The following is a 24,193-nucleotide window of genomic DNA, read 5'->3' as shown; positions in this document are numbered from 1 at the left end:
TTGATCAGTGTTCGATATCCCGAACATATTGATCTCGCTTGCCGACCCCCTCTAGAGCCGCGGAGGATCCATGTCACGCACCCGCAACCGCTGGAGACTCTCCCTCACGGCCACCGCACTGCTGGCCGCGTCCTTCCTCGTCCCGGCCCCGGTGGACGCCGCCGCCGAGGACGTCACCGCCGAGGGCACCACCGACTACGCGATCACCGTCGACCCGAGGACCGCGGGCGCGAAGATCGACGACACGATGTACGGGGTCTTCTTCGAGGACATCAACCGGGCCGCGGACGGCGGTCTGTACGCGGAGCTCGTGCAGAACCGGTCCTTCGAGTACTCGAAGGCAGACAACGGCTCGTACACGCCGCTCACCTCCTGGGCGACCACCGGCACCGCGAAGACCGCGGACGACGACGGCCGACTGAACTCCCGTAACCGCACGTACCTCGCCCTGGACGGCGGCTCGTCCGTCACCAACTCCGGCTACAACACAGGGATTTCAGTCGAGAAGGGCAAGGTCTACGACTTCTCCGTGTGGGCCCGCGCGGAGGGCGGATCGGCGCTCACGGTCACCCTCCAGGACGCCGACGGCGAACTCGCCGGGGCCCGGCGCGTGACCGCCCGCGGCGGCTGGGCCAAGTACACGGCACACTTCACCGCCACCCGTACCAGCGCCACCGGTCGGCTCACGGTGGGCACCGGCAGCCCGGTCGCACTCGACATGATCTCGCTGATCCCGCGTGACACGTACAAGGGCCATGGTCTGCGCAAGGACCTCGCCCAGAAGATCGCCGCCCTGGACCCCGCGTTCGTCCGCTTCCCGGGCGGCTGCCTGGTCAACACGGGCTCCATGCAGGACTACAGCGAGGCCTCCAACTGGGAGCGCAAGCGGTCGTACCAGTGGAAGGACACCGTCGGACCCGTCGAGCAGCGACCGACGAACACCAACTTCTGGGGCTACAACCAGAGTTACGGGCTCGGCTACCACGAGTACTTCCAGTTCTCCGAGGACATCGGCGCCATGCCGCTGCCCGTCGTGCCCGCGCTCGTCACCGGCTGCGGCCAGAACAGGGCCGTCGACGACGACGCGCTCCTCAAACGGCACATCCAGGACACCCTGGACCTCATCGAGTACGCCAACGGTCCCGTGACCAGCGAGTGGGGCAGGAAGCGGGCGAAGGCGGGCCACCCGAAACCCTTCCACCTCACGCACCTCGCGGTCGGCAACGAGGAGAACCTGCCGAACGAGTACTTCGAGCGCTTCAAGAAGTTCCGCGCGGCCATCGAGGCGAAGTACCCGGACATCACCGTCGTCTCCAACTCCGGCCCGGACGACAGCGGTTCGACGTTCGACACGGCCTGGAAGCTCAACCGGGAAGCGAACGTCGACATGGTCGACGAGCACTACTACAACAGCCCGGCCTGGTTCCTCCAGAACAACGACCGCTACGACTCGTACGACAGGAACGGGCCCAAGGTCTTCCTCGGTGAGTACGCCTCGCAGGGCAACACCTTCAAGAACGCCCTCTCCGAAGCCGCGTTCATGACCGGCCTGGAGCGCAACGCGGACATCGTGAAGCTCGCCTCGTACGCCCCGCTGCTCGCCAACGAGGACTACGTGCAGTGGCGGCCCGACCTGATCTGGTTCAACAACCACGCGTCCTGGAACTCCGCCAACTACGAGGTACAGAAGCTCTTCATGCGCAACGTCGGCGACCGGGTCGTGCCCTCGACCGCGACCGGCACACCCTCGCTGAACGGGCCCATCACGGGCGCGGTCGGCCTGTCGACGTGGGCGACGACAGCCGCGTACGACGATGTGCGGGTGACCGGCGCGGACGGTACCGCGCTGCTCAGTGACGACTTCTCCGGTGACGCCTCCAGGTGGACCCACACGGGCGGCGGCAGCTGGAGCGTCCAGGACGGGCAGTACGTGCAGAGCGACGTGGCGGCCGAGAACACCATGGTCTCCGCCGGCGACCCGGCCTGGCACGATTACGACCTGCATGTGAAGGCCACCAAGAAGTCCGGCAAGGAGGGCTTCCTCGTCGCCTTCGGCGTCAAGGACACCGGCAACTACTACTGGTGGAACCTGGGCGGCTGGAACAACACCCAGTCCGCCGTCGAACAGGCCGTGGACGGCGGCAAGTCGACGCTCGTCTCCAAGGCCGGGTCCATCGAGACGGGCCGCGCCTACGACATCGACATCAAGGTGCGCGGCCGGCAGGTGACCCTTCTCCTCGACGGTCAGGAGTGGGGCAGCTTCACCGACGACAAGCCGGCCGAGCCCTTCCGGCAGGTGGTCACCAAGGACAAGAAGACCGGTGACCTGATCGTCAAGGTGGTCAACGCCCAGGCGGCGGACGCCCGTACGGCGATCGACCTCGGCGGCGCGAAGGTCCGCTCGAAGGCCGCGGTGACCACGCTGGAAGCCGCGCCCGACGCCGTGAACACCGAGACGGACACGGCTGTCGCGCCGGTCGTCTCCACGTTCTCGGGGGTGGCCGACAGGTTCACGTACACCTTCCCGGCGAACTCGGTGACGTTCCTGCGGATCAAGAAGGGATGACCGGGCGGGCGGCCCGGGCTCCGGACGGGGCCTGGGCCGCCTGTACGTCCTGTGCGCCCGGGCAGGCGCCTCGGCCGTGACCGGGGGCGCACCCCGACGCCGGAGTCGCCGCGTCGCCGGAACCGGGCGCTTCCCTCGGCAGGAGGCGCTCAGTTCCCGGCGCGCTCCGGCTCGGTGGCCAGAGATCGCAGGGCGAGGAGGTGGCCGTTGAGGGTGCCGACGTAGACCACGCCGTCCACGACCGTCGGCGAGCGCACCCGGTGACCGGCTGGGAACTTCCCGCGCAACGTGCCGGTGGCCGCGTCCAGGGTGTACAGGTGGTGGTCCCAGGAGCCGAAGTGGACCAGCCCGTCGGCCACCGCCGCCGAGGACGCCACCGCCCCGTCGGCGGCGAACCGCCATCGCGGCTCGCCGGTGGCGGCATCCACCGCGTAGTGATGGTTGTCCCAACTGCCGCAGTGCACAAGGCCGTCGGCGACCGCGGGGGAGGCGGTCACATAGTGGCCGGTGCGCCACTCCCACTTCCGCCGCCCGTCGTGGGCGTCCACCGCGTAGAGGCTGCTTCCGCTGCTCAGGAAGACCGTCCCCCCGGACACCGCCGGCGCCGACCCCTCGTTCCACTCGCGGCCGGTGGTGAACCGCCAGCGCCTCTCCCCGGTGGCCGCGTCCACGGCATGGAGACCCCTGTTGTCGCGCTCCCCGCCGACGTGCGCGTACACCACGCCGTCGGCCACGGTCGGGCATCCGAGCACCTCGCCGCCGGTCAGCTCCCATCGCTGCTCCCCGGTGGTGGCGTCGAGGGCCCGCAGACCGTTCCCGTTGCCGATGTACACCACCCCGTCGGCCACGGCGGCACGTGAGCTCACGGGCGCACCGGTACCGGCCTTCCAGAGCTGCCGCCCGGTGAGTGCGTCCAACGCGTACACGACGCCCTTCGCGTCGTCGCTGCCGAAGTGGACCACTGAGTCGGCCACCACCGGCGCCAGGGGTCTGATCCGATCATGACCGGTGGCGAAGCTCCACCGCTGCTGCCCGGTGGCCGCGTCCAGGGCATACAGCTCAGGCCCGCTGCTGACGTGCACGACGCCGTCCGCCACGGCCGGCCTCGACATCCCTCCGTGGCCGGGCGCGAAGCGCCACCGCTCCCTCGACTCCGGTGACACCATCCACCGCACCCCGTTTCCGCCCGTCCCCGCCCCGTGGGCCCGGTCGGAGCCCACGGGCATGATCCCTCACAGGGGCCGGGTGGAGAAGAAGACGTTCAGCGACGCCCGCAGGGCTCAGGTGTCGGGGTGTCGTCGAGGCGCCGTGTCAGGAAGGTGCGAGGACGCAGAACTCGTGGCCGTCCGGGTCAGTCAGGCACGTCCACGGGACGTCGCCCTGGCCGAGGTCGAGGTCGGTGGCGCCGAGGGCCCGCAGCCGGGCCACCTCCGCCGCCTTGTCGTCGCCGGGGTGGGGCAGCAGGTCGAGATGGACGCGGTCCGGCACGGTCTTCGCGCCGGACTCGCGGAGGAATTCGAGATACGGGCCGACACCGTTGGCGGAGCGCAACGACGCGTGATCGTCGGTCACCTCGCGCACGGTCCAGTCCGTCGCCTCGCCCCAGAACCGGGCCATGGCCCGCGGATCCGCGCAGTCGACCACCACCGCGGCGATCGGCCCGGTGTCCCGGTAGATCTCCCGGGGCTCCAGCACACAGAACTCGTTGCCCTCGGGGTCGGCGAGGACCGTCCACGGCACGTCTTTCTGACCCACGTCGACGGGCGTCGCACCGAGAGCCTTCAGGCGCGCGACCAACTCCGCCTGATGGGCGGCAGAGGTGGTGGCGAGATCGAGGTGCGTACGGTTCTTCGTCGCTGTCTTGGGCTCCGGGACCGGAACGATGTCGATGCAGACGGCGACCGGATGCGGCCAGACGAGTTCGCCGTCGGGTCCGCCGTCGGGTCCGACGTAGGTGGTCACACCGGGGCTGAAAACCCTCCAGCCGAGCGCTTCCGCCCAGAACCGGCCGACCGCCGGGCCGTCGACAGCCTTGATGTTCACCTGGACCGGTCGCAGCGCCATACCGGCGATCCTATGCACCGGCTCCGCGACGACATCCGCAGTTACCGGACCCGGCCCGCGCCACACCGCCGAGATTGCATAAACGTGCATCGAAACGTATAGTCATGCCATCCAGGAGGAGGGTTCCATGGCGGTACGTGCGGCAGTGGCCGGAGCGAGTGGGTACGCGGGCGGGGAACTGCTGCGTCTGCTCCTGGCGCACCCCGAGATCGAGATCGGCGCTCTGACCGGAAACTCCAACGCGGGGCAGCGGCTCGGTGCGCTGCAGCCGCATCTGCTGCCACTGACCGACCGCGTGCTTCAGGAGACCACACCCGAGGTCCTCGCGGGGCACGATGTCGTCTTTCTCGCGTTGCCCCACGGCCAGTCCGCCGCCGTCGCCGAGAAACTCGGTCCGGATGTACTGGTCGTCGACATGGGGGCCGACTTCCGGCTGAAGGACGCGGCCGACTGGGAGCGGTTCTACGGCTCGGCGCACGCCGGGACCTGGCCCTACGGCCTCCCCGAACTGCCGGGTGCCCGCGCTGCGCTGGAGGGGTCCAAGCGCATCGCGGTGCCCGGTTGCTACCCGACGGCCGCCTCGCTGGCGCTCTTCCCGGCGTACGGTGCCGGTCTCGCCGAGCCCGAGGCCGTGATCGTCGCCGCCTCCGGGACCTCCGGAGCGGGCAAGGCCCCCAAGGCGCATCTGCTGGGCAGCGAGGTCATGGGCTCCATGTCCCCGTACGGCGTCGGTGGCGTCCACCGGCACACCCCCGAGATGATCCAGAACCTCGGCGCGGCCGCCGGCGAGCCCGTCACCGTCTCGTTCACCCCGACCCTCGCCCCGATGCCCCGCGGCATCCTCGCCACGTGCACGGCCAAGGCTCGCGAGGGCGTCACCGCCGAGTCCGTGCGGGCCGCGTACGAGAAGGCCTACGCCGACGAACCGTTCGTGCACCTGCTGCCCGAGGGCCAGTGGCCCGCGACCGCGTCCGTCTACGGTTCCAACGCCGTTCAGGTGCAGGTCGCGTTCGACGCGGCCGCGCACCGCATCATCGCGATCAGCGCCATCGACAACCTCACCAAGGGAACCGCGGGCGGTGCCGTCCAGAGCATGAACATCGCCCTCGGGCTCGACGAGGCCACCGGCCTTTCCACGATCGGAGTCGCACCGTGAGTGTCACCGCCGCCAAGGGGTTCACCGCCTCCGGCATCGCCGCCGGAATCAAGGAGAACGGCAACCCGGACCTCGCCCTCGTGGTCAACACCGGGCCCAAACTGGCCGCGGCGGGCGTCTTCACCTCCAACCGCGTGAAGGCCGCGCCGGTGCTCTGGTCGGAACAGGTCCTGAAGGACGGCGAGTTGACCGCCGTCGTCCTCAACTCGGGTGGCGCCAACGCCTGTACGGGCCCCAAGGGTTTCCAGGACACCCATGCCACCGCGGAGAAGGTGGCCGAGTCCCTCAACACCGCCGGGCTGGACGAGACGGGCGGTCACGCCGCAGGCATGATCGCCGTCTGCTCCACGGGCCTCATCGGGCTGCTTCTGCCGATGGACAAGCTGCTGCCGGGCGTGGACAAGGCAGTTGCCCAGCTCAGCCCGCACGGCGGCGAGAAGGCCGCCATCGCCATCAAGACCACCGACTCCGTCCACAAGACCGCGGTCGCCGCGGGGGACGGCTGGACCGTCGGCGGCATGGCCAAGGGCGCGGGCATGCTCGCCCCCGGTCTCGCCACGATGCTGGTCGTCCTCACCACGGACGCCGACCTCGAGAGTGACGTACTGGACAGGGCCCTGCGCGCCGCCAGCCGTACGACCTTCGACCGGGTCGACTCCGACGGCTGCATGTCGACCAACGACACCGTGCTGCTGCTGGCCTCCGGGGCCTCCCAGGTCACCCCGGACGAGGCGGAGTTCGCCGAGGCGGTACGGAAGGTCTGTGACGACCTCGGTCAGCAGCTCATCCGGGACGCCGAGGGCGCCAGCAAGGACATCAAGGTCGAGGTGATCAACGCGGCGAGCGAAGACGACGCCGTCGAGGTGGGCCGCTCCATCGCCCGCAACAACCTCCTCAAGTGCGCGATCCACGGCGAAGACCCCAACTGGGGACGGGTGTTGTCCGCGATCGGCACGACCGAGGCCGCCTTCGAGCCCGACCAGCTCAACGTCGCCATCAACGGCGTCTGGGTCTGCAAGAACGGCGGTGTCGGCGAGGACCGCGACAAGGTCGACATGCGCTACCGCGAGGTCCACATCGTCGCCGACCTGGCCGCGGGCTCCGACACGGCCACCATCTGGACCAACGACCTGACCGCCGACTACGTCCACGAGAACAGCGCGTACTCGTCATGAGCACTACCCGCAAGCACACCGCACTGCCCAAGGCGCAGATCCTCATCGAGGCGCTGCCCTGGCTGACGCGGCACAACGGCAGGACCGTCGTCATCAAGTTCGGCGGCAACGCCATGATCGACGAGGACCTGAAGGCCGCGTTCGCACAGGACGTCGTGTTCCTGCGCCAGGCCGGGCTCAAGCCGGTGGTCGTGCACGGCGGCGGCCCGCAGATCAGCGCGGCCCTGGACCGGCACGGCATCGTCAGCGAGTTCAAGGCGGGCCTCAGGGTCACCACCGAGGACGCCATGGACGTCGTACGCATGGTGCTGGCCGGACAGGTCCAGCGCGAGCTCGTCGGACTGCTCAACCAGCACGGACCGCTCGCCGTCGGACTCACCGGCGAGGACGCGCACACCATCACCGCCACCAGGCACCAGCCCGAGATCGACGGGGAGTTGGTCGACATCGGGCGGGTGGGCGAGATCACCGCGATCGACACGGGCGCGATCGAGGCACTGCTCGCCGACGGCCGGATCCCGGTCGTCTCGTCGATCGCCCGTAGCCAGGACGACGGACATGTCTACAACGTCAATGCTGATACGGCGGCTGCGGCACTCGCTGCGGCGCTGGGCGCCGAAACACTGATGGTCCTCACGGACGTCGAGGGACTCTACGAGGACTGGCCGAACTCCGACGAGGTCATCAGCCGGCTCACCGCGAGGGAGCTGGAGAAGCTGCTGCCCGAACTGGCCAGCGGCATGGTGCCGAAGATGGAGGGCTGTCTGCACGCCGTCCGCAACGGCGTGAACACCGCCCGGGTGATCGACGGCCGGGTCCAGCACTCGATCCTGCTGGAGATCTTCACCGACGAGGGCATCGGCACGATGGTCGTGCCGGACGCGCAAGAGCCGCACGGGCCTGAGCCGATCAGTCATGAGCCGAACAGGCATGAGGGGGAAGCCGTATGACCGCCAACGAACAGCTCACCCAGCGATGGCAGGGTGCGCTGATGGACAACTACGGCACCCCGCGGCTGCCCCTCGTCCGCGGCGCGGGCACCAAGCTGTGGGACGCCGACGGCAAGGAGTACCTGGACTTCGTCGGCGGGATCGCGGTCAACGCGCTCGGCCACGCCCACCCGGCGATCGTCGAGGCCGTCAGCCGGCAGATCGCCTCCCTCGGCCATGTCTCCAACCTCTTCGTCGCCGAGCCGCCCGTCACGCTCGCCGAACGGCTGCTCCAGCTCTTCGGACGGGACGGCCGGGTCTACTTCTGCAACTCGGGGGCCGAGGCCAACGAGGGTGCCTTCAAGATCGGCCGACTCACCGGCCGCGGGCACATGGTCGCCACCCAGGGCGGTTTCCACGGCCGGACCATGGGCGCGCTCGCGCTCACCGGCCAGCCGGGCAAGCAGGAGCCGTTCCTGCCGCTCCCGGGCGACGTCACCCACGTGCCGTACGGGGACCCGCAGGCGCTGGCCGCCGCCGTCACCGAGGACACCGCGCTGGTCGTCATCGAGCCGGTCCAGGGCGAGAACGGTGTGGTCGTGCCGCCGCCCGGTTACCTCAAGGCGGCCCGCGCCATCACCGCCGCCACCGGCACGCTCCTCGTCCTCGACGAGGTGCAGACGGGCGTCGGCCGGACGGGGCACTGGTTCGAGTACCAGGCCCACGAGGGTGTCCTGCCGGACATCGTCACGCTCGCCAAGGGCCTCGGCGGCGGGCTTCCGCTCGGTGCGACCGTCGCCTTCGGCCGGGCCGCGCAGCTGCTGAAGCCCGGCCACCACGGCACGACCTTCGGTGGTAACCCGGTCGCCTGCGCCGCCGGACTCGCCGTCCTCGACACGATCGAGGCGGAGGGGCTGCTGGAGAACGTGAAGCGGACGAGCGAGAAGCTGCGGGACGGAATCGAGTCTCTCGGCCACCCGCTGATCGACCATGTCCGGGGAGCGGGCCTCCTCCTGGGTATCGTGCTCACCGAGCCGCTCGCGCCCCAGGCGCAGCAGACGGCTCAGGACGCCGGTCTCCTGGTGAACGCGCCCGCCCCCGATGTCGTACGGCTGATGCCGCCGCTGAACGTGAGCGACGACGAGGTGGACGTGTTCCTGCGGGCCCTGCCCGGCGTCCTCGACCAGGCCCGAGACGCCGACGGGGACGGAGCATCCTGAGGAATGGGACGACGACGATGAGTCAGGCGCAGGACCACGAGCACGCGGGGCCGGCGGTCCCGCAGACCCGCACCGCACGCCACCGCCGGATCGTGGACATCCTCAACCGGCAGCCGGTGCGCTCCCAGAGCCAGTTGGCGAAGCTGCTCGCCGACGACGGGCTGAACGTCACTCAGGCGACGCTCTCCCGGGACCTGGACGAGCTGAACGCGGTGAAGATCCGCAACAACGACGGCGACCTGATCTACGCGGTGCCGAGCGAGGGGGGTTTCCGTACCCCTCGCGCGCCGCTGGGGGAGTCGGCGAAGGAAGAGCGGATGCGGAGGCTGTCCTCGGAGCTGTTGATCTCCGCGGAGGCCTCGGCGAACCTCGTGGTTCTGCGGACTCCTCCGGGGGCTGCGCAGTTCCTCGCCTCGGCGATCGACCAGGCCGAGCTCCACGACATCCTCGGGACGATCGCCGGGGACGACACGTTGCTGCTGATCAGCCGGAACCCCACGGGTGGGCAAGCGTTGGCCGATCACTTGCTGCGGTTGGCTCAGAACCATCATTGAGGCTGCGTGGTGGGTGCGGGCGGGCTGTGGCTGGCCGCGCAGTTCCCCGCGCCCCTAAAGGGCTTGGCCCAGCTCAGACGGATTGCCCGGCCCTCCGCGCCCTTGAAGGCAGCCTCGGCTCAGGGCGCTTGCCAGGACGCCCGTGCTTCTAAAGGCTTGGCCCGGCTCCGACGGATTGCCAGGGCATCTGCGCCCCTGGAAACCCGCTGCAGCTCAGCCCGCTCGTCACGACGTCCGAGCCCCTGGACTCCTTACCGCCCGTGCGTGCCCGAAGGGCTGACTCCGCCTCAGTTCAGGCCGCTCGTCGGGACGCCCGCGCCTCTGCCCCCGGCTGCCCGCGCGCCCGAAAGGTGGCTCCCGCTCAGCCCAGCCGATTGGCCAGGCCCCCCGTGCATCTGACCTCGTCGCCCGCCGTGATCAGTAGGGCCTCGACGTCCGGCAGGGATTCCAGCCAGGTCAGGGCCTGGCGGGAGCCCATGGCGAAGGCCGCTGTCGCCCAGGCGTCGGCCCAGGTGATGCGGGGGCCGACGACGGTCACGGCGACCAGGTCGGTGACCGCGGAGCGGCCGGTGCGCGGGTCCACGATGTGGGTGCCGCGCTCGGCGGAGCCGGAGGTGGCCACGGCCAGCTCGTCGACCCCCGCCGCGGAGACGACGGCGGCAAGCCCGCCGGGCCGCAGCGGGTCGGAGACGCCGACCCGCCAGGGCCGGTGCGGCCCCGGCACGCCGTACATCTGCACGTCGCCGCCGCCGTTCACGCTGACGCCGCTCGCCCCGGCCGCGACGAGATGCCGGGCCACGCGCTCGACGGCCCAGCCCTTCACCATGCCGGTCGGGTCGATGAGACCCGCGTATCTCGTACTGAACCAGCCGTCGCTCAACCGCTCGGCCTCGGCGCACAGTTCGAGCACCTCGGCGACTTCCGGGTCGCAACTGTCGACGGTCAGTTCGCCGCGCGCCAGCCGGGAGATCTGGCTGTCCTCGCGGTAGGTGCTGAACACCTCGTCCACCGCGTGGAGTTGGGCCACGGCTTCCGCCAACGCGGCCTGTACGGCCTCGGGTTCACCGCCCCGTACGTCGAAGGAGAAGACCGTGCCCATCACCTCCTCCGCGTGACGCACCGCGACGGGCGCCTCGGTGGGTTCGGCGGGTTCGGCCAGGTCGGCCGGTTCGGTTGGTTCAGCCACCGGCCTGGTCCAGGGCCGACTGCAGGGACTTCTTGTAGCCGCCGCTGGTGTACGTGGCGCCGGACACGGCGTCGATGTCGGCGCTGCCCGCCGCGACCGCGGCCTGGTTGAGCTTGGGCACCGCGTCACCGCTGATCTGGCTGCTGCGTCCGCCGCTGGGCGACTGCACCGCCTCGGCCTTGGTGATCTTCCCGCCGGTGACGGTGATCCGGACCTGCACGGGGCCGTAGTCGGTCTCGACGGCCGTGCCCGTGAGGGTCTTCGCCTGGGCGGCACCCCCGCCGGTGGATCCGCCCGTGGATCCGCCGGTGGACCCGCTCGCGTCGGCCGAGCCGCCTCCGCCGCCCGAGCCGCCGCCGGTCGCCGCGGAGGAGCCCGCCTTGTCGAGGGCCGACTGCAGGGACTTCTTGTAGCCGCCGCTCGTGTAGGTGGCGCCCGAGACCGCGTCGATGTCGGCGCTGCCCGCCTGGATCGCCGCCTGGTTGAGCTTGGGCACCGAGTTGGTGCTGACCTCGGTACTGCGCCCGCCGCTGGGTGCCTGGACGGCGGCGGCCGAGGTGATCTTCCCGCCGCTCATGGTGACCCGGACCTGGACATTGCCGTACTCGGTCTTGACGACGTCACCGGTGAGGGTCTGGTCACCTCCGCCCGCGGCCTGCACGCCGCCGGAGCCCTGGGGCGCGACCGACTGCTGACCTTGTGGCGTGCCCTCGGCCGACGCGGCCGCCGGGTCCGAGGAGGGCTTCAGCGTCAGCAGCAGCACGATCCCGGACACCGTGGCGGCACCGGCCAGCACGATTCGTCGCAGGGGGTGGCTCTTCTTCATCGGTGCGGACTCCCGTTCGTCACAGCTCGAAGGACTCGTGGTGGATGCGGCGGGCCGGCACGCCCGCGCCGCGCAGTGCGGTGTACGCGCCCTCGGCGAAGCCGGGAGGCCCGCACAGGAACACGTCGTGCTCGTCGATGTCGGGCAGCTTCCGGCGCAGCGTCTCCGGGTTGATGTCCGGGCGCTCCCCGTCGGGGCTGTTCACGGCGTACATCAGGCGGGCGCCGCGCTCGTCGGCGATCGCCGACAACTCGTCCCACAGCGCCAGGTCCTGCGTGCTGTTGGCCCGGTACAGCAGGGTGAGGTCGCCGCGCTCGGCCGGCAGCGTCTCGAACAGCGCCCGCATCGGGGTGATCCCCACTCCGCCGGCCATCAGCAGCACCTTGCCGCGGCTGCGCCGGGACGCGGTCATCGCGCCGTACGGGCCCTCGGCCCACACCCGCGTGCCCCGCTTCAGCCCCTTCAGCGCGGTGCTGTGGTCGCCGAGCGCCTTGACCGTGATCCTGAGCAGCCCGGGCCTGGGCGCCGCCGACAGCGAGTACGGGTGCGAGCTGAGCCGCATGCCCGGTGCCAGGAACCGCCAGCGGAAGAACTGCCCCGGCTCGGCACCGATGCGGTGCAGCCGCTTCCCGCTGATCAGGACGGAGACGATGCCCGGCGCCTCCTCGACGACCTCCTCGACCCGCATCCGGTGCCGCAGGTTCAGCCGGATCGGCGTGATCACCCGGTACCAGAGCACCAGCGCCGTCACGGTCCCGTACAGCGCGTACCAGGCCGTCGTGGCGGCTGGCTCGACCGCGAAGTCGTTGCCGGTGGACAGCTGGTGCCAGAACGACAGGTACACGGCCGCGTACGTGAGCAGGTGGATGTGGTACCAGGTGTCGTACGGGATCCGCTTGCGCAGTCCGCCGACGGAGATCAGGCCGATGAACAGCAGCACACCCGTGCCGATGGCCGCCTTCCCCATGTCGGGCAGGGTCTTGACCGACTCGATGGTCTGGTCGACGACCCCCGTGTTCGCCTGCAGGGCGTAGCCGTACATCGTCAGACCGATGTGGGCGAGCGTGAGGCAGAGCATGTAGCGGCCGCTCATGGCGTGCCAGCGGGCGACCCGGTCGGAGCCGACCCGGCGTTCCAGCGCCGGCACCCGGGCCATCTGCAGGACCACGAGAGCCATCAGATACCCGGCCAGCAGACCGGTGATCCTGCCCGCGTTCAGGATCCGGCCCTTGTCGTCCGCGATGGACGGGGTGTTGCTCCACCACAGCCAGATCACGCCCGCCGCACCCGCCCACACGGCGATCAGCAACGGGATGGCGGGGGAGCGACGTGGGCGAATGCGGCGCATCGTCTGGCGCCGCGCCGCGCGGCCGCCGGCGATCGTGCTCACGGTTCCTCCGTGGGGGACGCTGGGAAGGGGAGTGGCCCCTTGGCCCAGTGGTACGTCCCGGGACGGCGGAGTGTTCAACGGCCCGCGGAGCAAGCCGTGAACTGGTGCGACTCGCGGTAACCCGAGGTGGCGCGGGTCTCTTCGGCGGACGGCCGAGCGGAGGTCGGTGCGGAGGTCGGTGCTGAGGTCAGTAGCGGACGATCGAGGTGGGCCCGCCGTCCGTCCCGATGGCGATGTGCGGGCTGCGTGCCGGATCGGCCCAGGTCAGGATGCGTCGCATCGCGTCATGGGACACGGAGACACAACCGGCCGTCGCTCCACTTCCGTTGACGTGCAGGAAGATCCCCGCGCCGCGCCCCCGCACCGGCCGCTCGTAGTTGAAACCGATGACGAGCGCGTACGCGTACTGCGTCCCGTACGTGATCAGGTGCTCGGACTCGGCGGCACGGCAGTCGGCCGGGCGTGGCTCGGTCCAGCGGTTGTAGGAGCGGGAGGCGGTGTCCTGGCACCACCAGGAGTTCTGCTTCACCGGGCGGTACTTCGCCCTGGTCCCCTCGGGCGCCGGCTTGATGCCGAAGGCGTACGGGAGGTCGTACAGGCCGGTGGGGGTGGTGTCGGTGCCCTGCTTGCGGGAGTTGCCCTCGACGAGCCCCTTGGCGCCGAAGCGCGCGGGCACGGAACCGGCCTTCACCCAGCGCCCGTCCCGCCGGTTCCACCAGGTGACCGTGCCGGTCGTCGAGGAGGTCCGGGAGGCCTGCGCGGTGATCAGCTGGCTGCCGCCGCCGGTGTCCGCCATCCGCTCGGGCAGCGGAGGCGGGCCGGCGGCGTCACCGGCCGGACCGGGGGCACTTGGGGCCAGTACGAACAGGGATACGGACGCGAGAAGGGCGGCTCCTGGGCGCATGCTCAGAAGCTACTGGGAGGCAGGGGCGGCGGCAGCCCGGGTGGGCCGTCCGGGCGCCGGCCCTCGGTGTGTTCCTCGGTGTCGCCGCCGGGGTTCCCGTGGCTTCCGGGTGGCCCGCCGGGGCGCCCGGAAACCACGGTGTGCACAGGGTCCGGGCTCACGGACCCAGCGGGTTGAGGAGTTCGGCCCTGCCCTCGAACGCGTACAGCAGGAGGTCGGTCATGTCGAACTTCCCGTCGGCCTTCCGCTGCGGGTCGGGCGTGAGGAACGGACGCCAGAAGGGGTCACGCACGATGGAGTGGTGACTGCCTTCGATGGCGCGGTGGAAGACCTCGGCGACGATGCGTCCGCCGACGCCGGTCAGTTTGCCGCCGCCGTTCACCTCGGCCTCGCGGAGGATGTAGAACCACAGCGGGCAGTCCTTGACGAGCTTCTTCCTGAGCGGGTCGGAGAGCTGGGCTCCGTCACGGTTGTCGAAGTCGGAGGCGAGCAACGGCTTCACCTTGAGCCGCGAGGCCATCTGCTGACCCGTGGCGAGACTCACCATGTTGGCCCGGGTGAGGTTCCGGAACGCCAGGTTCAACTCGATGGCGTCGCCGGGCCCCTGCGGGCGTGCGCCGAACGAGCCGAGCGGGAGTTTCGCCAGCGGGTCGACCAGCAGAGTGTCGATGCGCTTGGTGAGGTTGAACTCCGCGGCGGTCACGGCGAGGTCGGCGCGACCGCCCTTGGGGAAGTCGAACAGGCGCCGGAAGTCGGCGATCCAGTTGGTGGGAAGGCGCTCGAAGCCGCCCGACTCGGGGTCGTTGATGTCGCCGGCCGGGGAGAGGTTGCCGCTCGTGCCGGTGAAGCGGAACAGCAGCTCGAGCGTGGCCTCGGTGAGGCCCCCCGTGCGGAAGATCCTGTTCCACTCGTATTCGTCGCGCACCATGCTGTGGCCGAGGCGGTAGGCGGCCACGGAGAACTCGATCGGCATCGTCGGGCGGTCCTGATCCCCCGGCGAGGGCTCGAAGTGCTTGCGCCCCTTGGAGAAGACCTCGTCGATGACGCTCCCGTCGACGATCTGCGGGAGGAAGTCGTGGACGAGCATCCACTGGTAGTGCTTGACGACCGCCTCGCGCGCCGACTCGAAGAGCACCGCGCTGGACACGCCCTTGTCGGCGAGCTCGGTCACGAACCGGTTGTGGAAGCGGATGAACGCGCTGTGGATCTGGGCGACGGCGAGGTTCTCGTCGTTGCGCGGATCCGGGATCAGCGGACGGCGCCGCTCGGACGGCAGCGAGCCCGCTCCGACGCGCGGCAGGTCGAAGCCGGCCAGCGGGTCCTTGGTGATGTCGGTGGCGCCGGGGATGCCCTGGGTCGTGCCGGACTTCAGCCGGATCCCGTCGTCCTCGTAGAAGCGGCGGTCGAAGCGGTTGTCCGGTCCGAGGCCGTAGAGGCTGTCGAGGTCCAGCGCCGGCGACCTGCCCTGGAGCAGCTGCTGGACGGTGACGTCCTCCTCCAGTTGCACCGCCGTGGCGTCCAGGGTCATGTCGTGGTCCACGAACTGGCCGAGATAGGTGAAGCCCGCCGGTACCCCGGGGTTGGAGTTGGGCTGGCCGCCAGGGCCGGGCGGGTCCGTGGTCATCTTCTGGGCGAGTTCCGCGCGCTGGGCCCGGTCGAGCAGCTGGTCGGGCTTCGCCTTCGGTCCTAACCGGGAGAACTGGAACTTGCGCAGCGCCGCGACGCTCGACGCCGCCTGCGCTTCGGCCGGTTTGTCGGTTCCGGGGTCGGCGAGGATTCCCTCACCCACGACGAAGAACGAGTTCCGGACATGACGTTTGCTCTGAGGTTCGCTTGCGGCTCGGAACATGGATCCCCCATCCGTTCCTGGTGTCCCCGCCCGGTGGGCGGTTCTTGCCGAGCGTAGGGGCTGCGCACGGCGGAAGGGAGAATTCCGTCAAAAGGCACAACTATCATGTCCACTAAGAAGATCGGCAAAACGTCCATACTCCGACATCGCGCACTGGCGTGGTGCAAGGTTCTCGGGTGGTGCGGGCTCAGGCCGGGGTTGGAGGCAGCGGCAGGGGCAGCCCGGGCAGACCGTCCATGCTTGTCGCGATGTACTCCTTCTTCCCGAAGTACGCGTCGAGTGAGGCGTCGTCCTCCCGCGCGAAGCGCTTGGCGTGCAGATCGCGGTCCTCGTCGTACGACATGAAGGGGACCGCGTAGCCGCAGGTGTCCCGGACGAGTTCGGCCGTCACCACGATGACCGCGCGCAGGCCGTGCGGTGTCGGGTCGATGCCCGGGAAGTGCGTGAGGAGTTCCCTGAAGCGCGGGTCGTCGCGGAAGACCGGCTCGCCCCGGCCGTGTACGCGGACGATGTTCGGCGGGCCCTGGAAGGCGCACCACATCAGGGTGATCCGGCCGTTCTCCCGGAGGTGGGCGATCGTCTCGGCGTTGCTGCCCGCGAAGTCCAGATAGGCGACGGTGAGTTCGTCGAGGACCACGAACGAACCGGTGAGGCCCTTGGGTGAGAGGTTGACCGTGCCGTCGCCCGACAGCGGCGCGGTCGCGGTGAAGAAGATGGGCTGCGCCTCGATGAACGTACGCAGGCGGCCGTCTATGCGCTCATAAGTCTTTCCCATGTCTAACGATTATGGGTGCGACTCCTTCGCTTGTCTAACGAATTGCGCCGCCCGCGCGTGTGGGGGTGCGGCGGGCGGCGTGGTCTCCGTGTCGTGCCCGGAGATCCCCGGGGCCCGCGGACCTTGCGGCCTACGGGCCCCGGGGTCGCCCCGGCCGGCGTGCGGGGCGCCCGTGGGGGGACGTCGGTGATTCGGTGACTACTTGTTGAGCGTGCAGGGGGCGAGAGCGTCGAGGCCTGTGGGCTTGGCGGCGGTGCGGCCGATGGCGGTGGCGATGCGGTTGATGGTCGCGACGCGCTTGTCCTTGAGCGGGCCGACGATGGCGTTCTGTGCGAAGTTCGCGCCGCCCTGGCCGACGGTGTCGACGAGGCGCTTGTTGGCCTCGGCGATCTGGGTGTCGAGCAGAGCCAGGTTGCGGTCGACCTCGGCCTTCGCGGAGGCGGGGATCGCGGGCAGGCTCGGTGCGACGGCGGGGCAGCTCACGGTGCCGGCCGCGTTCGTGTTGCCGGTGTTCCCCGTGTTGCCCGTGTTTCCAGTGTTGCCGCCCGCCTGCTGTGTGGGGGACGCGCTCGGCGACGCCGCGGCACCGCCTCCGGCCGCCCCACCCGCGTTCAGCGTGCAGGGGGCGAGAGCGTCGAGGCCTGTGGGCTTGGCGGCGGTGCGGCCGATGGCGGTGGCGATGCGGTTGATGGTCGCGACGCGCTTGTCCTTGAGCGGGCCGACGATGGCGTTCTGTGCGAAGTTCGCGCCGCCCTGGCCGACGGTGTCGACGAGGCGCTTGTTGGCCTCGGCGATCTGGGTGTCGAGGAGGGCGAGGTTGCGGTCGACCTCGGCCTTCGCGGAGGCGGGGATCGCGGGCAGGCTCGGCGCGACCGCGGGGCAGCTCACGGTGCCGGGGGACGCCTTTGTTCTGGCGGCCTGGCTGTTGCCGCTCTTGGACGTTTCCCCGGCCAAGGCCGATCCGGCGATGACCGCTCCGGACAACGCCACCGCGGCCACGCCGCCGATGATGGCCACACGGCGCTTGTTGTACTTCGGAAGAGCCCTGGACATGCGAGTGCCTCACTTGGGTCAGGAGTGGGTTTACAAACGCGGCGCCGGCGTTCGGGGTGGAGTACGGGAAAGCGGTTTCCCGCGTTCAAGCGACTCCGGAATTACTTTCCGGCACACCTCGGATTGACGAATCATGCAGAGCACTGCATACTCATGCATGTCAGTGAATGCATTGTGAGGAGAAGCCCGTGACCGAGCGCGTCGTACTCGCCTACTCAGGCGGTCTGGACACCTCCGTCGCCATCGGCTGGATCGCCGAGGAGACGGGCGCCGAGGTCATCGCTGTCGCGGTCGACGTCGGCCAGGGCGGCGAGGACCTGGACGTCATCCGCAAGCGCGCGCTCGCGTGCGGCGCCGTCGAGGCCGAGGTCGCGGACGCGAAGGACGAGTTCGCCGAGGAGTACTGCCTCCCGGCGATCAAGGCCAACGCCCTCTACATGGACCGCTACCCGCTGGTCTCGGCCCTCTCCCGGCCGACGATCGTCAAGCACCTCGTCGCCGCCGCCCACAAGCACGGCGCGGGCATCGTCGCGCACGGCTGCACCGGCAAGGGCAACGACCAGGTGCGGTTCGAGGCCGGCATCCAGGCCCTCGGCCCGGACCTCAAGTGCATCGCCCCGGTCCGCGACTACGCGATGACCAGGGACAAGGCGATCGCCTTCTGCGAGGAGAAGGGCCTGCCGATCGCCACCACCAAGAAGTCGCCGTACTCCATCGACCAGAACGTCTTCGGACGCGCCGTCGAGACGGGCTTCCTGGAGGACATCTGGAACGCCCCGATCGAGGACGTCTACGAGTACACGCAGAACCCGGCGCTGCCGCGTGAGCCCCACGAGGTGGTCGTCACCTTCAAGGCGGGCGTCCCGGTCGCCATCGACGGCAGGCCCGTCAGCGTCCTCCAGGCCATCCAGCAGCTCAACGCCCGCGCGGGCGCCCAGGGCATCGGCCGGATCGACATGGTCGAGGACCGGCTCGTGGGCATCAAGTCCCGTGAGGTGTACGAGGCTCCCGGCGCGATCGCGCTGATCACGGCCCACCAGGAGCTGGAGAACGTCACCGTCGAGCGTGAACTCGCCCGCTACAAGCGGCAGGTCGAGCAGCGCTGGGGCGAGCTGGTTTACGACGGCCTGTGGTTCTCCCCGCTCAAGCGCGCCCTGGACGGCTTCATCAACGAGGCCAACCAGCATGTCTCCGGCGACATCCGGATGACCCTGCACGGCGGCCGTGCCGTCGTCACCGGCCGGAAGTCCGAGGAGTCGCTGTACGACTTCAACCTCGCGACGTACGACTCGGGCGATACGTTCGACCAGTCCAAGGCGCAGGGGTTCATCGACATCTTCGCGTTGTCTTCGAAGATCGCGGCCAAGAGGGATTTGGCGTAGGGGATCCGCGGGCCGGTGCGTAACCTGCGGGTTGTCGTGGGCTGGTCGCGCGCCGCGGCGGAGCCGCAGATCGACACAGTCCCGCGCCCCTTCGGGGCGCGTCCCGCTACCCAACAGTTCTGAGGAGCACAGCAAGTGAGCAGCAACAGCGGTGATGTACGGCTCTGGGGTGGGCGGTTCGCCGACGGGCCCGCCGAGGCTCTGGCCAAGCTGTCCGCGTCCGTCCACTTCGACTGGCGGCTGGCGCCGTACGACATCGCCGGATCGCGTGCCCACGCACGCGTGCTGCACAAGGCGAACCTCCTCACCGACGACGAGCTGGAGCGCATGCTCGCGGGGCTCGACCGGCTGGAGTCCGTCGTCGCGGACGGCTCGTTCGTGGGCACCATCGCCGACGAGGACGTCCACACCGCCCTGGAGCGCGGCCTCCTGGAGCAGCTCGGCCCGGACCTCGGCGGCAAGCTGCGCGCGGGCCGTTCGCGCAACGACCAGGTCGCCACGCTCTTCCGGATGTACCTGCGCGACCACGCCCGGATCATCGGCGGCCTGATCGCCGACCTCCAGGACGCGCTGATCGGGCTGGCCGAGGCGCACCCGGACGTCGCGATGCCGGGCCGTACGCACTTGCAGCACGCCCAGCCCGTACTGTTCGCCCATCATGTGCTGGCGCACGCCCAGTCCCTGGCCCGGGACGCCGAGCGCCTGCGGCAGTGGGACGAGCGGACGGCCGTGTCGCCGTACGGCTCGGGCGCCCTGGCCGGTTCCTCCCTCGGCCTCGACCCGGAGTCGGTCGCCAAGGACCTCGGCTTCGAGCACGGCAGTGTCGGCAACTCCATCGACGGTACGGCCTCGCGCGACTTCGTCGCCGAATTCGCCTTCATCACCGCGATGATCGGGGTGAACCTCTCCCGGATCGCCGAGGAGGTCATCATCTGGAACACGAAGGAGTTCTCCTTCGTCACCCTCCACGACGCCTTCTCCACCGGCTCGTCGATCATGCCGCAGAAGAAGAACCCGGACATCGCCGAGCTGGCGCGCGGCAAGAGCGGACGGCTGATCGGCAACCTCACCGGTCTGATGGCGACGCTCAAGGCGCTGCCCCTCGCGTACAACCGCGACCTCCAGGAGGACAAGGAGCCGGTCTTCGACTCCTGCGACCAGCTGGAGGTCCTGCTGCCCGCCTTCACCGGCATGATGGCGACCCTCACCGTCCACCGCGAGCGCATGGAGGAGCTGGCCCCGGCCGGGTTCTCGCTCGCCACCGACATCGCCGAGTGGCTGGTCAAGCAGGGCGTGCCGTTCCGTGTCGCGCACGAGGTCGCGGGGGAGTGCGTCAAGGCCGCGGAGGCCGACGGCATCGAGCTCGACGGCCTCACCGACGAGCAGTTCGCGAAGATCTCCGCCCACCTCACACCGGAGGTCCGGTCGGTCCTGAACGTGCCGGGCGCCCTGGCCTCCCGCAACGGCAGGGGAGGCACGGCCCCGAGCGCGGTCGCGATCCAGCTGACCGAGGTGAAGGCGAACGTGGCGGCTCAGCACGAGTGGGCGACGGCCAAGAAGAAGTAGCTATCGGTCCCTGAAGGGCCTCCGGCCCTTCAGGGGCGCGGGGCTGTGACATTTGCGGCTCCGCCGCGGGGCGCGACAAGCCGCGACGCACCCGCACCCGCCAAGGCGCCGAACGAACCGAGCTCTCAAGGCGCCCCGTCCTCACCAAAGGTCATCGCGGGTTACGTTGGTCGAAGCCGTACTGGAGCCGACCCAACGGAGCCCGCGATGCCCTTCGCCCGACTGGCCACAGCAACGACCCCCACCTGCCACATCGGACTGGGCCTCGCCGCAGTCGGCCGTCCCGGCTACATCAACCTGGGCCGGGACCACGATCTCGGCGAGGACCGCAGCGTCGAGACGCTCCGCACCCGCACCCACGAACTCCTCGACGCCGCCTACGCCCAGGGCGTGCGCTACTTCGACGCCGCCCGCTCGTACGGCCGCTCGGAGGAGTTCCTCGCCGGCTGGCTGGACACACGGTCCGACATCGGGGACGTCGTCGTCGGCAGCAAGTGGGGCTACACCTACACGGCCGACTGGCGCACCGACGCCGAGGCGCACGAGATCAAGGACCACGGCCTCGCCACGTACGAGAGGCAGCGCGCCGAGAGCGCCGAGCTGCTCGGCGACCGGCTCGACCTCTACCAGATCCACTCGGTGACCCCGGACAGCCCGGCCCTCACCGACAAGGAACTGCACGCCAGGCTGGCCGAGGCGGCGGCGCAGGGCCTGACCGTCGGCTTCTCCACCAGCGGTCCGGCCCAGGCCGACGCGATCCGTACCGCGCTCGCCGTGACGGTCGACGGCGAGCCCCTGTTCCGTACCGTCCAGGCCACCTACAACGTCCTGGAGACCTCCGCGGGGCCCGCGCTCGCCGAGGCGCACGACGCCGGGCTCACCGTGATCGTCAAGGAGGGCATGGCCAACGGCCGGCTCGCCGACCCGCACGCGCCGGACGCCGTACGCGCCATCGCCGAGGAGGCCGGCCTCGGCTCCGACGCGATCGCCCTGGCGCTCGTCCTGCGACAGCCCTGGGCAGGTGTCGTCCTCTCCGGCGCGGCCACCGCCGTCCAGCTCTCCTCGAACCTGCACGCCGCCGTCGTGGACCTCGACGACGAGCAGCAGGCCCGGCTCGACGCGCTGACCGAGGAGCCGGTGGCGTACTGGGAGCGGCGCGGGCAGCTGCCCTGGCACTGACCGTTGACCGATCCGCTCTGCCGCCCCTTCTTCTGCTTCTTCGGCTGATTTTTCGCGGGAACCGCTGGTGGTGAGCGTCGCACGCTTCGGATGAGACATTGATGTCTCATATGGGTTATGGTTGTCTCATGGCTGTCGACCGTGACCACGTGCTGCGCAGCGCAGCCGCCCTGCTCACCCGGAAATCCACCGCCACCATGGACGAGGTCGCCAAGGCGGCCGGGATCAGCCGGGCCACGCTGCACCGCCAGTTCGCCGGGCGTGACGCCCTCGTGCGGGCGCTGGAGGATCTCGGCATCCGGGAGTGCGAGGCCGCCCTGGACGCGGCACGGCTCGACGAGGACACCGCCCGGGAGGCCGTACGCCGTCTGGTGGGCGAGATCGAGAGCGCCGCCGGGCTGCTCGCCTTCCTCTACTCCGAGAACCAGCTGTTCGAGGGCGAGGAGCGGCACGAGGGCTGGGCCCGGCTCGACACACGGATCGCCGCGGTGTTCCGACGCGGCCAGGAGAGCGGCGAGTTCCGCATCGACCTCACCCCGGCCTGGCTCACGGAAGCCCTCTACGGGCTCATCGCCTCCGGGGCGTGGGCCGTGACCGAGGGCCGGGTGGCCGCCAACGACTTCCACCACATGATCGTCGAGCTGTTGCTCGGCGGCGCACTACGGAGAGAGGAATCATGACCAGCACGGTGCGGCCGGCGTTTGCCGCGGAGACGGAGAAGCGTCCGGGCCGCTGGCTCGCGCTCGCCGTCCTCGTCCTCGCCGTGCTGCTGGTGGCCGTCGACGCGACCGTCCTCGGTCTCGCGACCCCCTACATCAGCGAGGACCTCAAGCCCTCCGGCACGCAGCTGTTGTGGATCGGAGACGTCTACTCGTTCGTCATCGCGGGCCTGCTCGTCTCGATGGGCAGCCTCGGTGACCGCATCGGGCGCAAGAAGCTGCTGCTCGTCGGCTCGGTCGCGTTCGGTCTCGTCTCCGTGCTCAACGCCTATGCGAGCACTCCCGAGTTGATGATCGTGGCGCGCGCACTGCTCGGCGTCGCGGGCGCGACCCTGATGCCCGCCACCCTCGCGCTCATCCGCAACCTCTTCCACGACCCGCGCGAACGCAGCCTCGCCATCGGCATCTGGGGCGCCACCGCCTCGGCCGGCACGGCGGTCGGCCCGGTCGTCGGCGGATTCCTCCTCGAACACTTCTGGTGGGGCTCCGTCTTCCTGATCAACCTCCCCGTGATGGCGGTCCTCGTCCTCGTCGGTGTGAAGCTGCTGCCCGAGTCCCGCAACCCCGAGCCCGGCCCCTGGGACCTGATGAGCGTCGTGCTGTCGCTCGTCGGCATGGTCGGCATCGTGTACGGGATCAAGGAGGCCGCCTCGCACGGCCCGAACGCCACGGCGGGCGCCGCTGCCCTGCTCGGCGCGGCTGCGCTCTACGGGTTCGTACGCCGTCAACTCACGCTGCCCGTCCCGCTGTTGGACATGCGGCTGTTCCGCAACCGCGGGTTCTCCGGGGCCGTGCTCGCCGATCTGCTGACCATCCTCGGCCTGTCCGGCCTTGTCTTCTTCCTCTCGCAGTTCCTGCAACTCGTGCAGGGCAGGGGGCCGTTGGAGGCGGGCCTTGCCGAACTGCCCGCCGCGCTCGGTGCGGTGGCGGCCGGCCTGGTCGCGGGTACGGTCGCGCGCCGGTACTCGGTGCGTGCCGTCACCGCCGGTGGGCTCGCCGCGATCGGGCTCGCCCTGGGTGCGTTGACCCTGCTCAGCGAGTCGACCGGGTATCCGCTCCTCGGCGGGGCCCTGCTGGTCGTCGGCGTGGGCGCGGGCTTCTCCTTCACCGTGACCGCCGACGTGATCCTCTCCAGCGTGCCCAAGGAACAGGCGGGCGCCGCGTCCGCGGTCTCCGAGACGGCGTACGAACTCGGCGCGGCCCTCGGCATCGCCCTGCTCGGCTCCATCGTCACCGGTGTCTACGCCGGGTTCACGGCCCCGCCGGGCACACCCCCCGAGGTGGCAGCCGCGGCCCACGAGTCCCTCGGCGGCGCCGTCGAGGCATCCGCGGAACTGCCCGACGCCGAGCCACTCCTCGACGCCGCCCGCACGGCCTTCGTGGACGGCATCGCCCTGGCGGCAGGTCTCGGCGCGGCGGTACTGCTGGCAGCGTCGGTGGCGGCATGGGTACTGCTGCGGGACCAGAAACTGGGGGACGGGGCGGAGCACCCGTAGAGACCCCCGCGTCTCTGTCCGGCTGCGGGCGATCGCGCCCCTCAAGGGGCGCGGGAACTGCGCGACAAGCCACAACCCACCCGCAGCCAACAAACACCCCCCGCCCCCTAACCCGCAGGCAGCGTCCCCCTTTAAGCCCGTTTTCGCCCTCACCTGATGGTCTTGGCCCCGTACCGGACGTCGTCCCACACGGCCGAAGGAGCC

At 70.2% G+C, this 24,193-nt stretch carries 20 protein-coding genes; 11 read left to right on the top strand and 9 right to left on the bottom strand.

What is annotated here, in order from left to right:
* Window positions 1–70 precede the first annotated feature (70 nt).
* Entirely contained in the window at window positions 71–2,566 is a 2,496-nt protein-coding gene (locus ACZ5VQ_RS22780; protein WP_469106468.1) for an alpha-L-arabinofuranosidase C-terminal domain-containing protein, read from the top strand.
* A gap of 149 nt (window positions 2,567–2,715) precedes the next feature.
* Here the strand turns inward: ACZ5VQ_RS22780 and ACZ5VQ_RS22775 are convergent, their stop codons facing one another.
* A complete protein-coding gene (locus tag ACZ5VQ_RS22775) occupies window positions 2,716–3,732 on the bottom strand; it encodes an outer membrane protein assembly factor BamB family protein (RefSeq protein ID WP_469106677.1) in 1,017 nt (338 codons plus the stop codon).
* Between the two features lie 145 nt (window positions 3,733–3,877).
* On the bottom strand, window positions 3,878–4,630 hold the full coding sequence (locus tag ACZ5VQ_RS22770) for a VOC family protein (RefSeq protein ID WP_469106467.1): 753 nt from the start codon (window positions 4,628–4,630) through the stop codon (window positions 3,878–3,880).
* Between the two features lie 127 nt (window positions 4,631–4,757).
* On the opposite strand from ACZ5VQ_RS22770, the gene argC reads away from it, so the two are divergent.
* From argC to ACZ5VQ_RS22745, 5 genes are read left to right on the top strand one after another with little or no spacing between them, the layout of a single operon-like run.
* Window positions 4,758–5,786 carry an N-acetyl-gamma-glutamyl-phosphate reductase gene (argC, locus tag ACZ5VQ_RS22765; RefSeq protein ID WP_398897920.1) on the top strand — a complete coding sequence of 343 codons (1,029 nt, stop codon included), beginning with the start codon at window positions 4,758–4,760 and terminating at the stop codon, window positions 5,784–5,786.
* Complete coding sequence (argJ, locus tag ACZ5VQ_RS22760; protein ID WP_469106466.1) at window positions 5,783–6,961, top strand: bifunctional glutamate N-acetyltransferase/amino-acid acetyltransferase ArgJ; 1,179 nt, start codon at window positions 5,783–5,785, stop codon at window positions 6,959–6,961. Before argC ends, argJ begins: the two co-directional genes overlap by 4 nt.
* Window positions 6,958–7,911, top strand: coding sequence for an acetylglutamate kinase (gene argB / locus ACZ5VQ_RS22755; RefSeq protein ID WP_469106465.1), 954 nt, complete (start codon window positions 6,958–6,960; stop codon window positions 7,909–7,911). Before argJ ends, argB begins: the two co-directional genes overlap by 4 nt.
* Window positions 7,908–9,110 (top strand): acetylornithine transaminase, encoded by a 1,203-nt coding sequence (locus ACZ5VQ_RS22750; RefSeq protein WP_469106464.1) that lies wholly within the window; start codon window positions 7,908–7,910, stop codon window positions 9,108–9,110. The genes argB and ACZ5VQ_RS22750 overlap by 4 nt, the downstream gene beginning before the upstream one ends.
* A gap of 17 nt (window positions 9,111–9,127) precedes the next feature.
* A complete protein-coding gene (locus ACZ5VQ_RS22745) occupies window positions 9,128–9,664 on the top strand; it encodes an arginine repressor (protein WP_055613870.1) in 537 nt (178 codons plus the stop codon).
* A gap of 361 nt (window positions 9,665–10,025) precedes the next feature.
* Here ACZ5VQ_RS22745 and ACZ5VQ_RS22740 read toward each other — a convergent pair whose 3' ends face one another.
* From ACZ5VQ_RS22740 to ACZ5VQ_RS22710, 7 genes are all read right to left on the bottom strand, one after another.
* Window positions 10,026–10,763, bottom strand: a complete 738-nt coding sequence (locus tag ACZ5VQ_RS22740; RefSeq protein WP_469106676.1) for an FAD:protein FMN transferase — start codon at window positions 10,761–10,763, stop codon at window positions 10,026–10,028.
* Between the two features lie 79 nt (window positions 10,764–10,842).
* Window positions 10,843–11,676, bottom strand: coding sequence for an FMN-binding protein (locus tag ACZ5VQ_RS22735; protein WP_469106463.1), 834 nt, complete (start codon window positions 11,674–11,676; stop codon window positions 10,843–10,845).
* A gap of 19 nt (window positions 11,677–11,695) precedes the next feature.
* The gene (locus ACZ5VQ_RS22730; protein WP_269652315.1) at window positions 11,696–13,024 is read right to left on the bottom strand and encodes a ferredoxin reductase family protein; all 1,329 of its coding nucleotides are present in this window, start codon (window positions 13,022–13,024) and stop codon (window positions 11,696–11,698) included.
* A 229-nt stretch (window positions 13,025–13,253) separates the two neighbouring features.
* Window positions 13,254–13,970 (bottom strand): L,D-transpeptidase family protein, encoded by a 717-nt coding sequence (locus tag ACZ5VQ_RS22725; RefSeq protein WP_469106462.1) that lies wholly within the window; start codon window positions 13,968–13,970, stop codon window positions 13,254–13,256.
* A gap of 157 nt (window positions 13,971–14,127) precedes the next feature.
* Complete coding sequence (locus ACZ5VQ_RS22720) at window positions 14,128–15,819, bottom strand: peroxidase family protein (RefSeq protein WP_469106461.1); 1,692 nt, start codon at window positions 15,817–15,819, stop codon at window positions 14,128–14,130.
* A gap of 187 nt (window positions 15,820–16,006) precedes the next feature.
* Window positions 16,007–16,594: a pyridoxamine 5'-phosphate oxidase family protein gene (locus ACZ5VQ_RS22715; RefSeq protein ID WP_469106460.1), complete on the bottom strand. Its 588-nt coding sequence runs from the start codon at window positions 16,592–16,594 to the stop codon at window positions 16,007–16,009.
* Between the two features lie 198 nt (window positions 16,595–16,792).
* Window positions 16,793–17,647, bottom strand: coding sequence for a hypothetical protein (locus ACZ5VQ_RS22710; protein WP_469106459.1), 855 nt, complete (start codon window positions 17,645–17,647; stop codon window positions 16,793–16,795).
* 188 nt (window positions 17,648–17,835) lie between these two features.
* Here ACZ5VQ_RS22710 and ACZ5VQ_RS22705 point away from each other — a divergent pair, with 188 nt between their 5' ends.
* The 5 genes from ACZ5VQ_RS22705 (at window position 17,836) to ACZ5VQ_RS22685 (ending at window position 23,989) form a co-directional block, all read left to right on the top strand.
* Entirely contained in the window at window positions 17,836–19,029 is a 1,194-nt protein-coding gene (locus ACZ5VQ_RS22705) for an argininosuccinate synthase (protein ID WP_469106458.1), read from the top strand.
* A 135-nt stretch (window positions 19,030–19,164) separates the two neighbouring features.
* On the top strand, window positions 19,165–20,595 hold the full coding sequence (argH, locus tag ACZ5VQ_RS22700; protein ID WP_469106457.1) for an argininosuccinate lyase: 1,431 nt from the start codon (window positions 19,165–19,167) through the stop codon (window positions 20,593–20,595).
* 207 nt (window positions 20,596–20,802) lie between these two features.
* The gene (locus ACZ5VQ_RS22695; RefSeq protein WP_469106456.1) at window positions 20,803–21,774 is read left to right on the top strand and encodes an aldo/keto reductase; all 972 of its coding nucleotides are present in this window, start codon (window positions 20,803–20,805) and stop codon (window positions 21,772–21,774) included.
* A 128-nt stretch (window positions 21,775–21,902) separates the two neighbouring features.
* A complete protein-coding gene (locus tag ACZ5VQ_RS22690) occupies window positions 21,903–22,454 on the top strand; it encodes a TetR/AcrR family transcriptional regulator (RefSeq protein ID WP_362077981.1) in 552 nt (183 codons plus the stop codon).
* On the top strand, window positions 22,451–23,989 hold the full coding sequence (locus tag ACZ5VQ_RS22685; protein ID WP_469106455.1) for an MFS transporter: 1,539 nt from the start codon (window positions 22,451–22,453) through the stop codon (window positions 23,987–23,989). Before ACZ5VQ_RS22690 ends, ACZ5VQ_RS22685 begins: the two co-directional genes overlap by 4 nt.
* The last annotated feature ends 204 nt before the right edge of the window (window positions 23,990–24,193 follow it).

The organism is Streptomyces sp. NPDC033178, from assembly GCF_055577685.1.
This window is presented reverse-complemented; position numbering and strand designations above follow the sequence as displayed.